Source organism: Polynucleobacter sp. MWH-UH25E, assembly GCF_018687095.1.
Taxonomy (GTDB): Bacteria; Pseudomonadota; Gammaproteobacteria; order Burkholderiales; family Burkholderiaceae; genus Polynucleobacter.
Genome location: NZ_CP061286.1, coordinates 1,151,376 through 1,167,989, shown reverse-complemented (window position 1 = coordinate 1,167,989; position 16,614 = coordinate 1,151,376). Strand labels below are relative to the sequence as shown.

The window sequence follows — 16,614 nt, the reverse complement described above, 5'->3', positions numbered from 1 at the left end:
TTTACTGTTTTTTTGGCTTATTTACCAAGACCCAAATCAAGCATTAGAAGACCGGCCCTTAGTTGAAGATACCCAGATGCCAAGGGCGATGAGGGCAAATGCCACTCCATGAAAGAGCTGCGGAGGCTCACCTAACATCGCAGCGGATAAAAGAGCGGTGAATAAAGGAATAAAGTTCGCAAAGAAAGCGGCGATGGTGGGGCCCGCACCATTAACACCCAACCCCCAACAACGGTAAGCAATCAAGGAAGGGCCTACCGCGACAAACAAAATGAGTGAGCCAGTCCAAGCATTAAGCTCAAGATGGGCATGTCCCATGACTATCTCAAAGCCATCAAAGAAACTAGTCCACAACAAACCAACTAACACCTGCGCCATTAAGAATTCTGCCCATGGCCACTGCCGCTCAGTACTAGATCCGGGGCGACTCAACATCCAACTGTAGAAGGCCCACAAGATAGTGGCCAACATAATCAATAAGTCACCCACCACCATTCCCATAGAAAGTAATGCGGATAACTCGCCCCGAGTTAATACTATCGCTACCCCTACCAATGAAACGATTGCACCTAACAACTGCAAAAGCGTAGGTTTGACTTGATACCAAACAGCGCCAATGAACAGCATCCAAATTGGCATACTTGCACCAATTAAGGTGACATTAATTGCAGTGGAAGTCTGGAGAGCTAGGTAAAGCAGTACGTTGTAACTACCTACTCCAAAGAGCCCCAATAGAATGAAGCGTTTTTTGTTTTGCCACAAAGCGCTATCAGGTTTAAATACGCGCCAACCTAAGGGCAACAATAATAAAGCGGCCAAACCCCAGCGGACAGCACTTAACGTAATTGGCGAAACGCTGCCTACCAATAGACGACCTGCAATAGCATTGCCCGCCCACAGGGCTGTGGCAATTAGCAAATAGGCAACGGTGGCAAGGGTGAGTTTAGGCATTTAGGCTTAACGGGTTAGGCGCTATCTAGCATTGTAGAAACAATTCCTTGGTATTGCTAAGATAGAGCTTGTAGACGCATACAAATACATTAGAAGGATTGATTGTGCCAGTTATTACCAACATCGAAGACTTACGGGTTCTTCACAAAAAACGCACCCCCAAGATGTTCTACGACTATGCAGACTCTGGATCTTGGACCGAGTCTACCTATCGTGCCAATGAATCTGACTTTCAGAAAATCAAGTTACGTCAACGTGTAGCCGTTGATATGACAAACCGCACCACCAAAACCAAAATGGTGGGGCAAGAAGTGGCTATGCCAGTAGCGCTTGCTCCAACTGGACTCACTGGTATGCAACATGCCGATGGTGAAATCTTGGCAGCAAAAGCCGCTGAAAAATTTGGTGTGCCATTTTGCCTCTCAACCATGAGCATTTGCTCTATTGAAGATGTTGCCGAACGTACCACTAAACCATTTTGGTTTCAGCTATATGTGATGAAAGACCGTGGTTTTATTGAGCGCTTGATTGAACGTGCGAAAGCCGCAAAATGTTCCGCACTTGTGTTAACGCTAGATCTGCAAATTCTTGGTCAACGCCATAAGGACTTGAAGAATGGTCTATCAGCTCCACCTAAATTAACCATCGCCAATATGATCAATATGGCCACCAAGCCACGTTGGTGTTTGGGCATGGCAATGACTCCTCGTAGAACCTTTAGAAATATTGTTGGTCACGCTACTGGCGTGGGCAATATGTCTTCACTCTCCTCTTGGACGGCCGAGCAATTTGACCCAGGCCTCAATTGGGGCGATGTAGAGTGGATTAAAAAACTCTGGGGTGGAAAGCTCATCATCAAAGGCATCTTAGATGAAGAAGATGCAAGAATGGCTGCGAACTCTGGTGCTGATGCATTGATTGTTTCCAATCATGGCGGTCGCCAACTAGATGGCGCTGTCTCTAGTATTCAGGCATTGCCAGGAATTGTGAATGCGGTTGGCAAAGATATTGAAGTGTGGATGGATGGTGGCATTCGCTCCGGCCAAGATGTCCTCAAAGCCTGGGCACTGGGTGCTCGTGGCACGATGATTGGCCGCCCTTTCCTCTATGGCTTAGGCGCTATGGGCGAAGCAGGCGTAACAAAATGCCTTGAGCTCATTCACAATGAATTGGATATAACCATGGCCTTTACAGGTCATCGCGATATTCAGAACGTAACCAAAGATATTTTGTATCCTGGGACTTTCTAAATTTCTTACTTACTTAATCACCCCGTCCTAGTCTTTGGAGCTTCGCTCCTTGCCTTTTGCCTATCTGTTTGGTTTGGCAATGCTGTGCTGAGCCGTTATAGAAGCAAAGACACTGAAACATCACAAGATTTAGGAGTGATTCAAACAGCAACACTGACATTGCTGGGCCTGATCATTGGCTTTACCTTCTCTATGGCGATCGACCGCCATGACATACGAGAAACTCTGGAAGAGAGTGAAGCCAATGCTATTGGTACCGAGTACCTGAGATCGGATCTCCTGCCACCACAGGCATCCGCAAGAACAAAAGGCCTGCTTCAACAGTATTTGGAACAGCGCATCCTGTTCTATTCAAAACAGGACAAGGAAAAGATTCAGGAGATTCGCAAAAAAACGGATGAACTTCAAGATGCCTTATGGAATGAAGTTCTTCCCATTGCGCGTAATCAGCCAACTCCAACTAATGCGCTCATCCTCAGCGGCATGAATGATGTGCTGAACTCTCAGGGCTACGTTCAGGCAGCCTGGTGGAATCGCATCCCCTATGCCGCATGGTCTTTAATGGCTGCTATTGCTGTCTGTGCAAACTTACTGGTTGGCTTTGGTGCTCGCAATTTCAAAAAGAATGTGGGCCTATTTATGATTTTCCCATTCGTTACATCAGTTTCTTTCTTCTTGATTGCGGATATCGATAGCCCAAGAGGTGGAGTTATTCGAATTGAACCTCGAAACCTCATCACCCTCCAAAATAGCCTGACAACTAAGGGCGCCCCTCTTAATAAATAATATTTAATGGGGTTATGAGCCCCATATCAGGGATTTTCCCCTAATGTTGATAGTGTTAATGAGATTGATTATCATTTGTGATATTTGATGATTCATACCAATACCGCGATGAAAACTCAGTACCACCCTATATCGATCCTATTTCATTGGCTTGTCGTAGTCTTGCTGATTGCTGCATTTGTAGTTATTGAACTCAAGGGGCAATTTCCAAAGGGGAGTGAAGCGCGAGAACTCACCAAAACAATTCACGGCTTCATTGGGCAAATTATCTTTGTCATCATGGTTTTGCGTTTATTTGCTCGAATTCTATTTGGGGCACCAGAACCCAAAAACCCCAGCCAAGCACTAGCAATGCTCTCCAAAGTAATGCATTGGCTACTCTACGCAATACTATTGATAGCGCCGATCTTTGGCATTCTGTATTTCCAATACGCTGGCAAGGAAATTCATTTCTTTGGCTTTACATGGCCCCAGTTGGTTACCCCTGACCCTGTAATGAAAAAATCAGTCGAAAATATTCATGAGCTTCTAGGAAACAGCTTGTATTTCCTCATCGGAATTCATGCGCTTGCCGCCCTATGGCACCATTACTTTTTAAAGGATGATGTACTCACCCGCATATTGCCTAAAATGAAAGGTGTCAGGAATTAACCCAATAGGAAATAGGCAATGAAGCCACTATCTAAAAAAGCCAAAATGGCTGTAGGTTGGACTGTATTAATGACTGTAGTGGGCACCGCAATGTTGCATCAATGGCAATTTTTCGCTATGGGATGCGCCTCTCTAGCCTTGCTATTGGTCGCGAACCACTATGACCTTCTCAAAGATCCTGAAGACAAAAAATAATTCGGCCTTTTTATAGGCACGAAAGTTTTATTTCTGTTGTTTTACTTTTTTCAAATGCGCGCCAAACTGATCACGAATGCAGTTTGATAAAGCCTTAAACTCCGCAATATGAGCTGTTGAAGATCTTGCGACTAGAGCAATAACTCTTTTAGGCGCTGGCGCACTTAATTCTTTAGCAAGCAAATCCGTATTTTTTAAAAGGCTGCTCTTCACAGCCATCTCCGGTAACAAAGCAATCCCCAATCCGGACTCAACCATTTGCAATAAAGTTAAGAGGCTTGTCGCTTCCATACTTTCGTCTTTACGGATATCAACCTTCCTACATGCTTGCAAACTGTGTTCACGTAAGCAGTGCCCTTCTTCCAAGAGTAATAAGCGCTCTGCCATTTTGGCTGGCAGGGTGACTTCCTTTCCTTTAAGAGCGGGATCGCCTTCTTTTGCAACTAACCAAAAACCATCGTCAAATAATTCTTCTACCAATAGACCATCAACGTCATAAGGCAAGGCAATTAATGCGAAGTCTAATTTATGATCGGCGATCCTGGAAAGTAAGTTAGCAGTTAAATCTTCGCGCAAAGTAATTTTCAGATTTGGAAAGCGCTTACGAACTTCTGGTAATGCAGTAGGCAATAAAAATGGAGCAATAGTGGGAATCACTCCCAGTCGAATAGATGCCGTCATTGGCTTGCCTGAAGCGCTCGCATACTCAACCAAATCTTCAGAGGCAGTCAGAATCGTTTTTGCTCGTTCCAGGACCTCCATGCCGGCTGGAGTAATAGAAACGTTTTGTCGGTCACGCTCTACCAACTGAATCCCAAGACCATCTTCTAACTCTTTTAAGCCCGCACTGAGAGTGGATTGGCCAACAAAACAGACCTGGGCCGCTCGCGTGAAATTCAGCTCTTTCGCCAATGCAACGAGATAGGTTAACTGCTTTAATGACGGTAAATAAGCCATCTTGCCCCCTTATCGAATATTTAGATAAATATTACCATAATTATTTATTGGACTGATTATGGAATAAGCCTCAGAATTCATTCCACAGTTGAGCAAGCAATAAATAACGGTACGAGCCCAACACAATTTTTAACAATGATTACAAAGGAATTAAAAAATGGCACGCCCAGAAATTAAAACCATCCAAAATTTAGAGTCTGCTTTTGCAGGTGAATCTATGGCCCACATTAAGTATCGCTATTTCGCCAAATTGGCACGAGCTGCTGGCGATGAAGAAACTGCAAAGATCTTTGAGGCAACTGCTGATCAGGAAGTGATGCACGCTTTCGGACATTTAGATTTACTCTACCCCGCAAACACTATCACCCCAGCTCGCGCATTAGAAATCGCGATTGAAGGTGAGACTTATGAGTACACCGAAATGTATCCTTCTTTCCGCAAAACAGCAGTGGAAGAAGGCAATGCAGAAGCAATTAAAGAAATTGATGAGCAAATCGCAGAATCTAAAGAGCATGCTGAGCAATTTAAGGCTGTATTGGCAAAAGCAGCTAAACGCTTTGCTGCCTTAGCAAATGTGGAAGAGCGCCATGCTAATCACTATAAGCAAGCTTTAGTAAAAGCAAAAGAATTTGCTGCAAATTAAGCGCAGATCGTCAACTGAATTTAAACTTACTTCTATTATTAAAGGAATCAACATGAAATCTTGGCAATGTATTGTGTGCGGCTTCATTTATGACGAAGCAAAAGGCTTGCCTGAGGACGGTATCGCACCTGGCACAGCTTGGGCTGACGTCCCAGAGGACTGGGAGTGCCCTGATTGCGGCGTAGCCAAATCTGACTTTGAAATGGTTCAGATTAGCTAACCCCCCACTCCACCATTTAGAAACATCCAAATATTTAAAGCATTAATAAGGAGCCCGGCTTTGAATCCAAACGCGCCACAATCCTCATCCGCTATCGTCATTATTGGTAGCGGTTTGGCTGGGTATACATTAGTCCGTGAAATTCGGAAGCTAGATAAGACAACTCCCATTACCCTCATCACGCGTGAGCCTGGCTACTTTTATTCAAAGCCAATGCTATCGACAGCATTTGCCAGCAAGAAAAAAGCTGCTCAACTCATATCAACGCCCGCCGAGGGAATGGCTGGTCAACTTGAAATCACTATCTTTTCACAAACTGATGTAAGTGCAATTGATGCAGGCAAAAAAGTAGTCTCCACCAGCAAAGGGGAGATTCCCTTTGGCAAGCTAGTTTTAGCACTAGGCGCAGATCAGATACGCATCCCACTACAAGGCAATGCTGCCAATGAAGTGATGACTGTGAATGATCTTGAGGAATACGGTCAATTTCGCGAAGCCATTAGCGATAAAAAGAGAATTGCGATTCTTGGCGCAGGCTTGATTGGATGCGAGTTTGCCAATGATTTAACACTAGGCGGCTATGAAGTTGATGTGATTGATCTTGCTCCACAGGCCTTAGGACGCTTAATCCCAGAAACAGCTGCAGCTGCGCTACAAACCAAACTTAGTGAAGCGGGAGTTCGTTGGCATTTCAGTACCACGGTGCAATCCATAGATCGTCATGGTAATGAATTGATCGTTACTTTAACCAATGGATCCAATATCACTTGTGAGTTTGTGCTCTCTGCGGTTGGCTTAAAACCTAGACTGGATTTAGCTAAGGCTAGCGGCATTAATACTGGCGCCGGCATTCACGTGAATCGAGAGTTGCAAACTAATCTACCCGACGTCTATGCATTGGGTGATTGCGCTGAAGTAGAGGGCCTAGTTCTTCCTTATGTGATGCCCATCATGCAAGCTGCTAGAGCACTAGCCCAAACACTTACTGGTCCACGTACCGCATTAAGTTACCCAGCAATGCCGGTCATGGTAAAAACGCCTGCACTACCTACGGTTGTTTCGCCTCCCGCCAAAGGTGCGAATGGGCAATGGAGAACCCAAGATATTGAGGGCGGCCTAGAGGCACGCTTTGAATCTGATGACGGAAAATTATTGGGATTTGTATTGATGGGCACGGCCACTGCTCAAAGAGCCACCTTGAGCAAAGAGCTTCCTCCTATTCTTGCTTAAGTCTTCCAACTCCTTTGTACGCTTCAAAACAAAAAGGCCCGCATAGCGGGCCTTTTTAATACCTGATTACTTGATTAAGAAACAATCACGAACCAAGTAGTGTTGTGAGATTGAGCAACCATCAAGAACAACATTGGTACTGAGAGTAATGTGTTCAAGCGTGATGTCAACATCGCTACGCGAGCAGACTTTGCTTTTGTATCAGCATCTACAGTAACAATACCGAGGGCACGTTTCTGATTTGGCCAAATGATGAACCAAACGTTGAATGCCATTACCAATGCAATCCACATACCTAGACCAATTGCGCGGAATGGAGCTTGCAATGTAAATGCTTGGTGCGCGTAACCGTTCAATGTTGCTAAGATCAGGCCTGATAATACTGTGAACAAGGCTGCATAACGGAACCAAAATAATGCGGTTGGCGCAATCACTTTACCAATCGCTGGTTTCTGCTCATCAGGAATCTTTGGCATGGATGGAATTTGCACAAAGTTGAAGTACCAGAGCAAACCAATCCACATTACACCAAACATTACGTGCAACCAACGGAATACGAATGGCAATTCAGCAGAACTGAAGTTGCCGCCCAAAGCGAGAATAATCAAAACGAGAAGCACAAAACCAGCAAATACAGTGCGTCCCAATGAAGACAAAATTGAAGCCATGAATGGATCTCCTATATATAAAAATGCGTTCTAACTATAAACGATTCTGCTGATTTTGTTCGACAGGGCAAATTTTTGAAAATCCAGCCCAAAATAGCGAGCCAAATAGTGACTTGGTGCCTATTCAAGGGCAAAATCTCTAAAAACTGACTAATTAAAACAATGAGACACGACTTATGACTCGATCTAGATCTTCGCGCTTACTAAGCAGCCTAATCTTGCTGGGACTCACCTATCTTTCACAAAACACCTACGCTCAGGAATTTCCACCAAAGAAAACCATCACGATTGTGGTTGGCTTTGCTGCCGGAGGTTCAGCCGATAGTGCGGCACGTGTGATCGCCAAAAAGCTGAGTGAAGATCTGGGTCAAAACGTCATTGTTGATAACAAACCTGGTGCTGGCGGCAATATCGCACACGCCTATACTGCGACCGCCCCAGCCGATGGCTCAGTAATTTTGTTTGGCTCAGTTGGTCCGCTGTCCATTGCGCCTCATCTCATGAAGTTACCCTATGACCCCCAAAAAGATCTGGCGCCACTCACCATGGGCGTTACCTTTCCGAATGTCTTAGTAGTCATTCCAGAACTTGGCGTTAAGAATTTCAAAGAATATGTTGCCTTGGCGAAAAAGAATCCTGGCAAAATTACCTTCGCTTCAACAGGAAGCGGATCTGCCTCTCACTTGCAGGGAGAGCTTTTGAATGTGCGTGCTGATATCGATACTGTCCACGTACCTTATAAGGGTGGCAGCCCAGCGATGGTCGATCTATTGGGTGGGCGAGTCTCTTCTTACTACTCCGCACTTGCTACGGCTGATCCCTATATTAAAAATGGTAAGCTCATTCCAATTGCGACAACGGGATTAAAACGCGCGCCCACCCTTCCAAATGTTCCTACGATTGCAGAGTCTGGATACCCTGGCTTTGATGCAAGTAACTGGTATGCATTTGTTGCGCCTGGAAAAACGCCAGATGTCATTCTAGAAAAATGGAACAAGGCTTTGGTTGCCGCATTAAAAGATAAGACAACCAATGCGCAATTAGCTGAGCATGGCCTTACGCCGAATCCAGGCAGTCGTGAAGATTTGCAGAAATATATCGCGAGTCAATCCGCGATGTGGGGGAAAATTATTGCTGATAGAAAAATCACCGCTGAGTAAACATCCAGCGGTGATATGAGCAAAACTGAACAGTTCTTTATTGAGCCGTCCAGCCTCCATCCATATTCCACGCTACCCCACGCACTTCCGATGCATCGGGGCCGCATAGGAATACAGCCAATGCTGCCAATTGCTCAGGGGTTACAAACTGTCCAGACGGCTGCTTCTCAGACACCAATGCAATCTTAGCAGCCTCATTTGAAATACCCTCACGCTCTGCGCGAGCATCCACCTGCTTTTGTACTAATGGCGTCAATACCCAACCAGGGCAAATCGCATTACAAGTAATACCAGTGCGCGCATTTTCGAGTGCAGTCACTTTGGTTAAACCAACAATGCCATGCTTAGCCGCTACATAAGCAGCCTTTTGTGTTGATGCAACTAGACCATGCACGGATGCAATATTAATGATGCGACCCCAGTTGCGTTTTTTCATGCCAGGTAGGGCATGGTGTGTTGTATGAAACGCTGAGCTGAGATTAATGGCAATAATCGCATCCCACTTATCAGTGGGAAATTCTTCAATGCTCGCAGTGTGTTGAATACCAGCGTTATTCACCAAAATATCTAGAGACCCAAAACGTTTTTCTGTCTGCTTAATAAGATCTTCAATTTCTGCTGGCTTACTCATATCAGCACCGTGGTAATCAACCTCCACGCCGCACGCTTTGATCTTGGCAATTGCCTCGTCTTTTTCACCAAAGCCATTCACCATAATATTGGCGCCCTGCTTGGCCAATGCAATCGCCATTCCGAGGCCAATGCCACTTGTTGAGCCTGTGACTAACGCTGTTTTACCTTTTAAAGAAGACATATTCATTACCGTATCGAGTTAAAAATAGACCCAGCCATATATAAAGGAGGGTCAAAATTGGATGTTACAGGAACTGCAAACCCCCGCTAGAGGGGTTTGCACCATGAGATCAAGGAAACTGCAGAATTAGATCTTTTTAAGAGCTCTTAAGATCTTCTCAGAGGTGATTGGCTGCTCAAATACGGTCGCATTGAATGGAACCAAGGCATCATTAATCGCATTTTGTACTGCACCAGGGGCACCTGCGGTTCCGGCTTCTCCAGCACCCTTAGCACCTAATTTGGAAGACTGTGTAGGCGTTTCAACGTGGGCCACTTCAATGTCAGGCATCTCATTTGCCATGGGCACCAGATAATCTGCCATGCTGCCATTACGTAGCAAGCCACTGTCATCGTACAGACACTCCTCAAAGAGGGCTCCGCCAATACCTTGAACAATTGCGCCTCGCACTTGTTCATTCACTAACATAGGATTAATCACTCGACCACAATCCTCTACAGCCCAATGCTTTAAGAGTTTTACAAATCCAGTATCGGGATCAACCTCAACATAGGAAGCTTGCACACCATTCGTAAAAATAAATGGATAGTCTTTTTGCGTATAGTGGCGCGTCACCATCAGATCCGCTGAAAATCCTGCAGGCAAGGTATCTGTTCGGAAATAACCTATCCGTCCAATTTCACTGAATGGTAATAGTTGCTCACCAGTAGCCTTATCCAACACATGACTGCGATGGACACTCAGTTCGGATACTGGACGATTCAAAATTGCGCCAGCCAACTTCAAAATATTTTCTTGTAAAGCTTGGCATGCAAGTAATACTGCTTCACCGCCAACGCCGGCGCCACGTGAAGCCCATGTGCCACCACCATAAGGAGTCACATCGGTATCGCCTGTCACTATACGCACTTGATTGATAGACACACCAACAGCATCTGCCGCAATTTGTGCATAGATACCCTCGGTACCCTGCCCTTGCTCACCAACACCTACCAATACAGAAACAACGCCTGATGGATCTAAACGAACTGAGGCGCCATCTTGTGAGGCAATGCGCGCACCACCAACACCATAGAAAGCTGGGCTTGGATTGGTTAATTCAATCAAAGTAGCAAAACCGATACCTCGGTATATGCCCTTCTTACGTAACTCAGCCTGTTCTTTACGTAAGGCTGGGTAGTCCATCATTTTTTCAATAGTGCGCAAGCACTGCTCATGCGAAAGTACTTCTAATTTAATTCCGGATATTCCAGAACATGGATATGCGTCATCTGGAATCACATTGCGTTTACGGAACTCTAGCGGATCCATTTGCAGTTTTTGGGCGGCCAAATCCACCAAGCCTTCTGTAACTGCGCAAGCAATCGGATGCCCCACGCCACGGTACTGGCAAGTAGGTGTTTTATTTTGAAAAACTACATTCAAATGCGCACGATAGTTTTGGTGCTTGTAAGGGCCGCCAACCAGATTCACGACTTGATTACCCTCAATCGCACTGGTTCTTGGAAACATTGAATATGGGCCGATACCAGTTAAATCATCGATTTCAAAAGCGAGAATATCTCCAGCCTTATTTGCCGCAATACGCCCTTTGATACGATGTTCGCGAGCATGGATATCGCTTGTAAATGACTCAAGTCGATCCGCAACAAACTTAACAGGACGCTCTAACATCATAGATAGACCCACTGTTGCAAAATCATCAGGATATGCATGCACTTTGATGCCAAATGAGCCGCCTACATCTTTGCAGATCACATGAACGTCAGATTCTGAGAAGCCAAACTGACGACAGTACAGGTCTTGCATCATGTGTGGTGCCTGCTGCGAGTGATAAACCGTTAAGCGTCTTTCTCCAGGGTTATAGTCAGCAATCTGACAGCGGGGCTCTAAGGTTACGCCCGTATGACGGCCAAAACCAAATGTTGCTTCCGCCACAACATCGGCTGAGGCAAATACCTGATCTACATTGCCAACATCCAAGCTACGAGTGAAGCAGAGGTTATCACCCAACTCAGGATGAATTAATGGGGTCTCTGGATCCAAAGCAGATTCCATCGAAATGACCGCGGGTAGCTCCTCCCATTCAACATCAACTAACTGCAAAGCATCTTCGGCTTGCACTCTTGTTTCAGCAACTACTGCCACTACCGGCTCACCCTGCCAACATGCGCGATCTACTGCCAACGCATGTTGAGGAGCTGACTTCATGCCAGCCAAATGACCCAAGGTAGCCACCCAGGGTTTGCAGATTTTTGCCATCTGCAAACCATCGACTACCGCTAAAACTCCTGGCATCTTGCTTGCTTGTTCGGTATGAATTTTATTAATCTTCATGTGCGCAACAGGCGAGCGCCAGAAAACCACATGACCCATCCGCGGCAATTGAATGTCGTCAATGTAAGTTCCCTGACCTTCTAGCAAACGGCGAGCGCCATGCCTTGGTTCGCTGTTGCCAATGTAGCGTTGATCATTGGTAACAGGATCGAGAACGAGTCCTTTTAAATCTGTTGGCTTATTCATAATGCGTTTCCTAAAATGCTTATGCGTGAGCTGTAACTGGTTTAATTTTTTGACCCTTAGCGCGCGCATCCAATACATCTACGATGGCATCAACAATAGAGTGATAACCAGTGCAACGGCAATAATTTCCAGAAATCCATTCGCGAACTTCTTCGCGATTCGCCTTTGGCTGCTTTTCAACTAGCTCGGCTGCAGCGAGCAACATACCGGATGAACAGAATCCGCATTGCATCGCGTTATGACGCATAAAAGATTCTTGCAGATCAGCCAATACACCGCTCTTGGTAAGTCCTTCAACGGTTTCTACCACGCAACCATCAGCTTGAACTGCAAGATATAAGCAACCACGAATAATTTGCCCATCAACCTTTACCGTGCAAGCGCCACAGGCACCCTGCTCGCATCCTAAATGCGGCCCCTTTAAATGCAAATCTTCACGCAAGAAATCTACCAGGTGACGTCGCGGCTCAATTTCAGCATTCACCAAAGTGCCATTAACAGTCAAAGATATTTTTTTCTTCAAATTCATCTCTACTCTCCAACTAATTTGGATAACTATGAAACCAAATGCTTGAGTCCACGCTCAAGCAGAACGCCAATTAAATGTTTCTTTGCCTCGGCGCTATTGGTAATGTCAGCAATCGCATCGATTTCATTACGAGCCGTATTAACAGCTTCTGCAATCAGCTCAGAATTTAATGTTTTGCCATTTATTAAATCTTGCGCAGCTGTTGCCATCACCGGAGTAGAACTCACTGAGAAAAAAGTAAATGCACACTTGCTCAAGACATTTCCATCTTTTTGTGCCACCGCCGCTAAACCAGCGACCGCATAATCCCCATGCCTTCTTGCAAGCTCATGAAAATAAAAAACTTGATTGCTTGGTGCCAATGGAATTTCTGTTGCCACCAAAATCTCATCAGACTCTAAGGCAGTGGTGTAAAGATCAATGAAAAAATCTTTTGCTGAAACTTTTCGTTCTCCTGCTTGACCATGAATAACCATCGTGGCTTGCAAGGCGAGACTGCAGGCTGGCCACTCTGCAGCGGGATCGCCATAAGCAAGAGAACCGCCCCAGGTACCTAGATTACGGATGGCGCGATGCGCAATGTGAGGTGCGGCAGCTTTTAAAAGCGGCGCATGCTTTGCAACTAATTCTGAATCTTCAATTTCCGTATGGGTAACTAGCGCGCCAATTCGCAGCTTATCACTCACCACTGAGATACCTTTGAGCTCTTCAACATCGGTAATGTCAATCAGAACGCTAGGCTCTGATAAACGCATATTTAGTGTCGCTAAAAGCGTTTGACCACCAGCAATCAATCTAGCGTCATCGCCACCCTGCTTCAGCAAAGACAAGGCATCGCTTAAAGCCTTGGGCTTTACATAATCAAATGCAGCTGCTTTCATTTTGTCTCCTCCACCACTAAATAACGCAAGCCTTTGCGGCTTTTTCTAATATTTACTACTTCAATGCTATTTTTCTTTTTTAACTACTCACTACTAGCGTCAGATTCCAACGCTACTGTCTCCCCGCCTAATTCTTTTGCAAATTTTTGAAAAAAATCATCTGCGATCTTTTTTGCGGATGCGCTAATTAAACGCCCGCCTATCTGCCCCAACTTTCCACCGATAGAAGCTTCGGTTGTGTAAGACACTAACGTGCCTCCATCAGCAGGTTTGAGCTCAACACGCGATTTCCCTTTTGCAAAACCCGCCGCGCCACCTGAACCCTCAAACGCCATTGAGCAAGATTGATCGGGCACGATGTCACTTAAAAGAAGCTTTCCCGAGAATCTCGCCCTGACAGGCCCAATCTTGAACATCACCTTCGCATGGACCTCTTCTGGCGATACACGGCTTATTTCTTCGCAACCTGGAATGGACTTGGCTAGAACATCAATATCGTTCAAACCCCGCCAAACATCAGGGATTGAAGCTGATATGAGTTGCTCGCCATTAAGTTCCATTGAATCTCCTTCGGGTTTGTACGGATAGAGTCTTATCTACCAATTGTTCAACAATGTACCATTATTTAACTTTTGGTCAATAAGTCTTAATTCGGATAAACCCTGAGAACCCATGCGATTCACAGAAGACCGCGTTTCTACCCCTAATCCAGAGGAAATTTCTACTGGGTCGGCAGCGCCAGCTCGTCGAAGGATGAATACGGCCGATCGTAAGCGCCAGATCTTGGATCGCGCTATCCAGTTCTTCGCTCGCTATGGAATTGATGGACAACTCAGAAACCTGACCAAAGAGTTGGGTGTGACCCACACCCTCCTCTATCACTACTTCCCAACAAAAGACGCCCTTATTCAAGAGGTATACAAGGAGGTTTTCGAATCACGTTGGAAGCCTGAGTGGGAGCAACTCCTTGATGATGAGAAGCTGACACCCGAAGAGAAATTTATCGCTTTTTACATCGACTACTCAAACACCGTTCTAACTTATGATTTTGTGCGGATCCTGATTTTCTCAGGCTTAAGTGATCATTCAATCAGTGACCGCTTCTTTGAGTTGATTCGCTTACGCCTTCTGCCGAGACTCATTCGTGAAACTCGCAAGTTCTGCAAGCGACCTTTAACCTCGAAACCGAGCGAACGTGAATTAGAGTTTTTAATGGGCCTGCATGGCGGTATCTTCTACATTGGCATGCGCCGCTGGATATATGGTCAAGCTATTTATGCAGCGGATGTACCAGATACTCAAGAGGAAATTATTCGCGATCGCGTTCAATCCTATTTGCAGTCAGCCAAAACCATTTTTGCTTAACCAATAAGGGAATCATGTCCAATTTAAGCCTAAATCACTTCTCTATTCGCAGTCTTGAGATTGATAAAACTACCGAGTTCTTTAGCAAAGTATTAGGTTTAACAGTTGGGCCAAGACCTGAATTTCCTTTTCCGGGAGTTTGGTTGTATAACGGCGATGAAAATGATTGGGCAAACGCAGTTCTGCATTTGATTGCAATTGATAAAAATGATCCTGATGGTTTAAAGAAATATCTCGGCGATCGCGATCCTAGCTCATTGCATGGATCTGGCGCTGTAGACCATATTGCCTTTTTTGCAAAAGGTTTAGAAGAAAAAATTGATTTACTGAAGTCACTTCACATTCCCTATCGCGAGCGAACAGTTCCAGTATTAAAGCTGCATCAAATCTTTTTAGATGACCCAAACGGGGTTGTGATTGAGCTTAATTACCCCGCAGCCGAGAAAGCTGCCCTAGACGCGAAGGCGGCCTAAGAGACTTATGGCAAAAATACTCGTCGTCGGCGGCTCCTTAGGCGGCTTGTTTGTAGCGAATATTTTGCTCAGACAAGGTCACGACATCACCCTGCTTGAGAAGGCAACTGGCTCTTTAGATGGCCGAGGCGCAGGAATTGTTACTCACGATGCTTTAGCACAAGCTCTCAAGGCTGCTGGTGTAACCGTAGACCATACGCTTGGAGTACCCGTTTCACAGAGAGTGACGCTCGGCAGAGATGGCAATAATTTAGGCGAAATGGAGTTGCCCCAAATACTGACATCCTGGAGTAGGCTGTATCACATGCTCAAGGAGAGCTTTCCTGCTGAACGCTATCTTCAAGGCAAAACAGTTAACTTGCTTATTCAAAATACAAATTCAGTACGAGTTCAATGCGAGGATGGAAGCCAATATGAAGCGGAACTCTTAATTGCTTCCGATGGAATTCGCTCAGGAGTTCGGGCACAAGTTGCGCCTCAGGTTCAACCTGAATACGCAGGCTATATTGCGTGGCGTGGCGTATGTGACGAGGCGTGTCTATCGCAACATACACTAGACACCTTATTTAATTATTTTGGCTTTTGCCTGCCTGATGGCGAGCAAATGTTGGGGTACCCAGTAGCGGGTTCTGGAAACGACACCCGCCCCGGTAAACGTCGCTATAACTTCGTTTGGTATCGCCCTGCCCCCGAGGACGAAGAACTTATTAGCTTACTGACGGATGACGATGGGCAGTATTACCCTACAGGTATTCCGCCACTCAAGGTGTCATGGAAACATATTGCCCATATGCGTCAGGTAGCTCGCGAAATATTGGCTCCTCAATACGCTGAGATACTTGAGAAAACAGCTGCGCCATTTTTACAAGCTATCTACGATGTTCGCTCCGAGCAAATCGTATTTGATAGAGTTGCCCTGATGGGCGATGCGGCATTTGTTGGCAGACCCCATGTTGGCATGGGCGTTACTAAGGCGGGTGATGAGGCGATGGTGATTGCAAAATACATTGCGCAGTTAGGTGCGACCCCACAAGCTTTACAAGCCTACAGCGATGAGCGCCTCAAATTAGGTCAACAGGTTGTTGCTAGGGCGCAGTACCTTGGCCGCTATATGCAAGCACAAGGCGCTAAAGGCACAAGAGATACAGACAATCTAAAACGAAATGCCAGCACCGTAATGGCAGAAACGGCTATCGATATTAGTGATTTATTAGCACAAGGAAAGGCAGTGCCTGAGTCTGCCCACTAAGAAGAGCGCATTCAGTTAAGATTTAAAAAAACAAAAAGAAGTTCATTCAAACCAGTTTTTGGAGGAGAC

General features: G+C 45.5%; 19 protein-coding genes. 11 read left to right on the top strand and 8 right to left on the bottom strand.

Features of this window, described 5'->3' with window-relative positions; all coding sequences use genetic code 11:
• Positions 1–36: 36 nt before the first annotated feature.
• A complete protein-coding gene (locus ICV39_RS06170) occupies positions 37–951 on the bottom strand; it encodes a DMT family transporter (protein ID WP_215389270.1) in 915 nt (304 codons plus the stop codon).
• 104 nt (positions 952–1,055) lie between these two features.
• Here ICV39_RS06170 and ICV39_RS06165 point away from each other — a divergent pair, with 104 nt between their 5' ends.
• The 4 genes from ICV39_RS06165 to ICV39_RS06150 all read left to right on the top strand — a co-directional run bounded on the left by ICV39_RS06165 (position 1,056) and on the right by ICV39_RS06150 (position 3,833).
• Complete coding sequence (locus tag ICV39_RS06165) at positions 1,056–2,201, top strand: alpha-hydroxy acid oxidase (RefSeq protein ID WP_173956080.1); 1,146 nt, start codon at positions 1,056–1,058, stop codon at positions 2,199–2,201.
• 84 nt (positions 2,202–2,285) lie between these two features.
• The gene (locus ICV39_RS06160) at positions 2,286–2,987 is read left to right on the top strand and encodes a hypothetical protein (protein ID WP_251372641.1); all 702 of its coding nucleotides are present in this window, start codon (positions 2,286–2,288) and stop codon (positions 2,985–2,987) included.
• Positions 2,988–3,074: 87 nt separating this feature from the next.
• Positions 3,075–3,638 carry a cytochrome b gene (locus tag ICV39_RS06155; protein ID WP_215389269.1) on the top strand — a complete coding sequence of 188 codons (564 nt, stop codon included), beginning with the start codon at positions 3,075–3,077 and terminating at the stop codon, positions 3,636–3,638.
• A gap of 18 nt (positions 3,639–3,656) precedes the next feature.
• Positions 3,657–3,833, top strand: a complete 177-nt coding sequence (locus ICV39_RS06150; RefSeq protein ID WP_215367362.1) for a hypothetical protein — start codon at positions 3,657–3,659, stop codon at positions 3,831–3,833.
• Positions 3,834–3,860: 27 nt separating this feature from the next.
• Here the strand turns inward: ICV39_RS06150 and ICV39_RS06145 are convergent, their stop codons facing one another.
• The gene (locus ICV39_RS06145; RefSeq protein ID WP_215389268.1) at positions 3,861–4,790 is read right to left on the bottom strand and encodes a hydrogen peroxide-inducible genes activator; all 930 of its coding nucleotides are present in this window, start codon (positions 4,788–4,790) and stop codon (positions 3,861–3,863) included.
• Positions 4,791–4,947: 157 nt separating this feature from the next.
• Here ICV39_RS06145 and ICV39_RS06140 point away from each other — a divergent pair, with 157 nt between their 5' ends.
• From ICV39_RS06140 to ICV39_RS06130, 3 genes are read left to right on the top strand one after another with little or no spacing between them, the layout of a single operon-like run.
• Positions 4,948–5,433 carry a rubrerythrin family protein gene (locus ICV39_RS06140; protein ID WP_215389267.1) on the top strand — a complete coding sequence of 162 codons (486 nt, stop codon included), beginning with the start codon at positions 4,948–4,950 and terminating at the stop codon, positions 5,431–5,433.
• Between the two features lie 52 nt (positions 5,434–5,485).
• Complete coding sequence (locus tag ICV39_RS06135) at positions 5,486–5,653, top strand: rubredoxin (RefSeq protein WP_251372640.1); 168 nt, start codon at positions 5,486–5,488, stop codon at positions 5,651–5,653.
• Between the two features lie 60 nt (positions 5,654–5,713).
• Positions 5,714–6,883 (top strand): NAD(P)/FAD-dependent oxidoreductase, encoded by a 1,170-nt coding sequence (locus tag ICV39_RS06130; RefSeq protein WP_215389266.1) that lies wholly within the window; start codon positions 5,714–5,716, stop codon positions 6,881–6,883.
• Positions 6,884–6,957: 74 nt separating this feature from the next.
• Here ICV39_RS06130 and ICV39_RS06125 read toward each other — a convergent pair whose 3' ends face one another.
• Positions 6,958–7,551 carry a urate hydroxylase PuuD gene (locus ICV39_RS06125; RefSeq protein WP_215389265.1) on the bottom strand — a complete coding sequence of 198 codons (594 nt, stop codon included), beginning with the start codon at positions 7,549–7,551 and terminating at the stop codon, positions 6,958–6,960.
• A gap of 176 nt (positions 7,552–7,727) precedes the next feature.
• Here ICV39_RS06125 and ICV39_RS06120 point away from each other — a divergent pair, with 176 nt between their 5' ends.
• Positions 7,728–8,711 carry a tripartite tricarboxylate transporter substrate binding protein gene (locus tag ICV39_RS06120; RefSeq protein ID WP_215389264.1) on the top strand — a complete coding sequence of 328 codons (984 nt, stop codon included), beginning with the start codon at positions 7,728–7,730 and terminating at the stop codon, positions 8,709–8,711.
• Between the two features lie 37 nt (positions 8,712–8,748).
• Here the strand turns inward: ICV39_RS06120 and ICV39_RS06115 are convergent, their stop codons facing one another.
• The 5 genes from ICV39_RS06115 to ICV39_RS06095 form a co-directional block, all read right to left on the bottom strand.
• Complete coding sequence (locus ICV39_RS06115; RefSeq protein WP_215315656.1) at positions 8,749–9,525, bottom strand: 3-hydroxybutyrate dehydrogenase; 777 nt, start codon at positions 9,523–9,525, stop codon at positions 8,749–8,751.
• Positions 9,526–9,651: 126 nt separating this feature from the next.
• Complete coding sequence (locus ICV39_RS06110; protein ID WP_215389263.1) at positions 9,652–12,048, bottom strand: xanthine dehydrogenase family protein molybdopterin-binding subunit; 2,397 nt, start codon at positions 12,046–12,048, stop codon at positions 9,652–9,654.
• A 19-nt stretch (positions 12,049–12,067) separates the two neighbouring features.
• A complete protein-coding gene (locus ICV39_RS06105) occupies positions 12,068–12,577 on the bottom strand; it encodes a (2Fe-2S)-binding protein (RefSeq protein ID WP_215389262.1) in 510 nt (169 codons plus the stop codon).
• Positions 12,578–12,603: 26 nt separating this feature from the next.
• Positions 12,604–13,458, bottom strand: a complete 855-nt coding sequence (locus ICV39_RS06100; protein WP_215389261.1) for a xanthine dehydrogenase family protein subunit M — start codon at positions 13,456–13,458, stop codon at positions 12,604–12,606.
• Positions 13,459–13,541: 83 nt separating this feature from the next.
• On the bottom strand, positions 13,542–14,018 hold the full coding sequence (locus ICV39_RS06095; protein ID WP_215389260.1) for a CoxG family protein: 477 nt from the start codon (positions 14,016–14,018) through the stop codon (positions 13,542–13,544).
• Positions 14,019–14,130: 112 nt separating this feature from the next.
• Here ICV39_RS06095 and ICV39_RS06090 point away from each other — a divergent pair, with 112 nt between their 5' ends.
• Genes ICV39_RS06090 through ICV39_RS06080 form a run of 3 tightly spaced genes read left to right on the top strand, consistent with a single transcriptional unit; the run spans position 14,131 to position 16,545 of the window.
• On the top strand, positions 14,131–14,823 hold the full coding sequence (locus ICV39_RS06090; protein WP_215389259.1) for a TetR/AcrR family transcriptional regulator: 693 nt from the start codon (positions 14,131–14,133) through the stop codon (positions 14,821–14,823).
• A gap of 14 nt (positions 14,824–14,837) precedes the next feature.
• The gene (locus tag ICV39_RS06085; RefSeq protein WP_215389258.1) at positions 14,838–15,296 is read left to right on the top strand and encodes a glyoxalase; all 459 of its coding nucleotides are present in this window, start codon (positions 14,838–14,840) and stop codon (positions 15,294–15,296) included.
• A gap of 7 nt (positions 15,297–15,303) precedes the next feature.
• Positions 15,304–16,545 carry an FAD binding domain-containing protein gene (locus ICV39_RS06080; RefSeq protein WP_215389257.1) on the top strand — a complete coding sequence of 414 codons (1,242 nt, stop codon included), beginning with the start codon at positions 15,304–15,306 and terminating at the stop codon, positions 16,543–16,545.
• Positions 16,546–16,614: the final 69 nt, after the last annotated feature.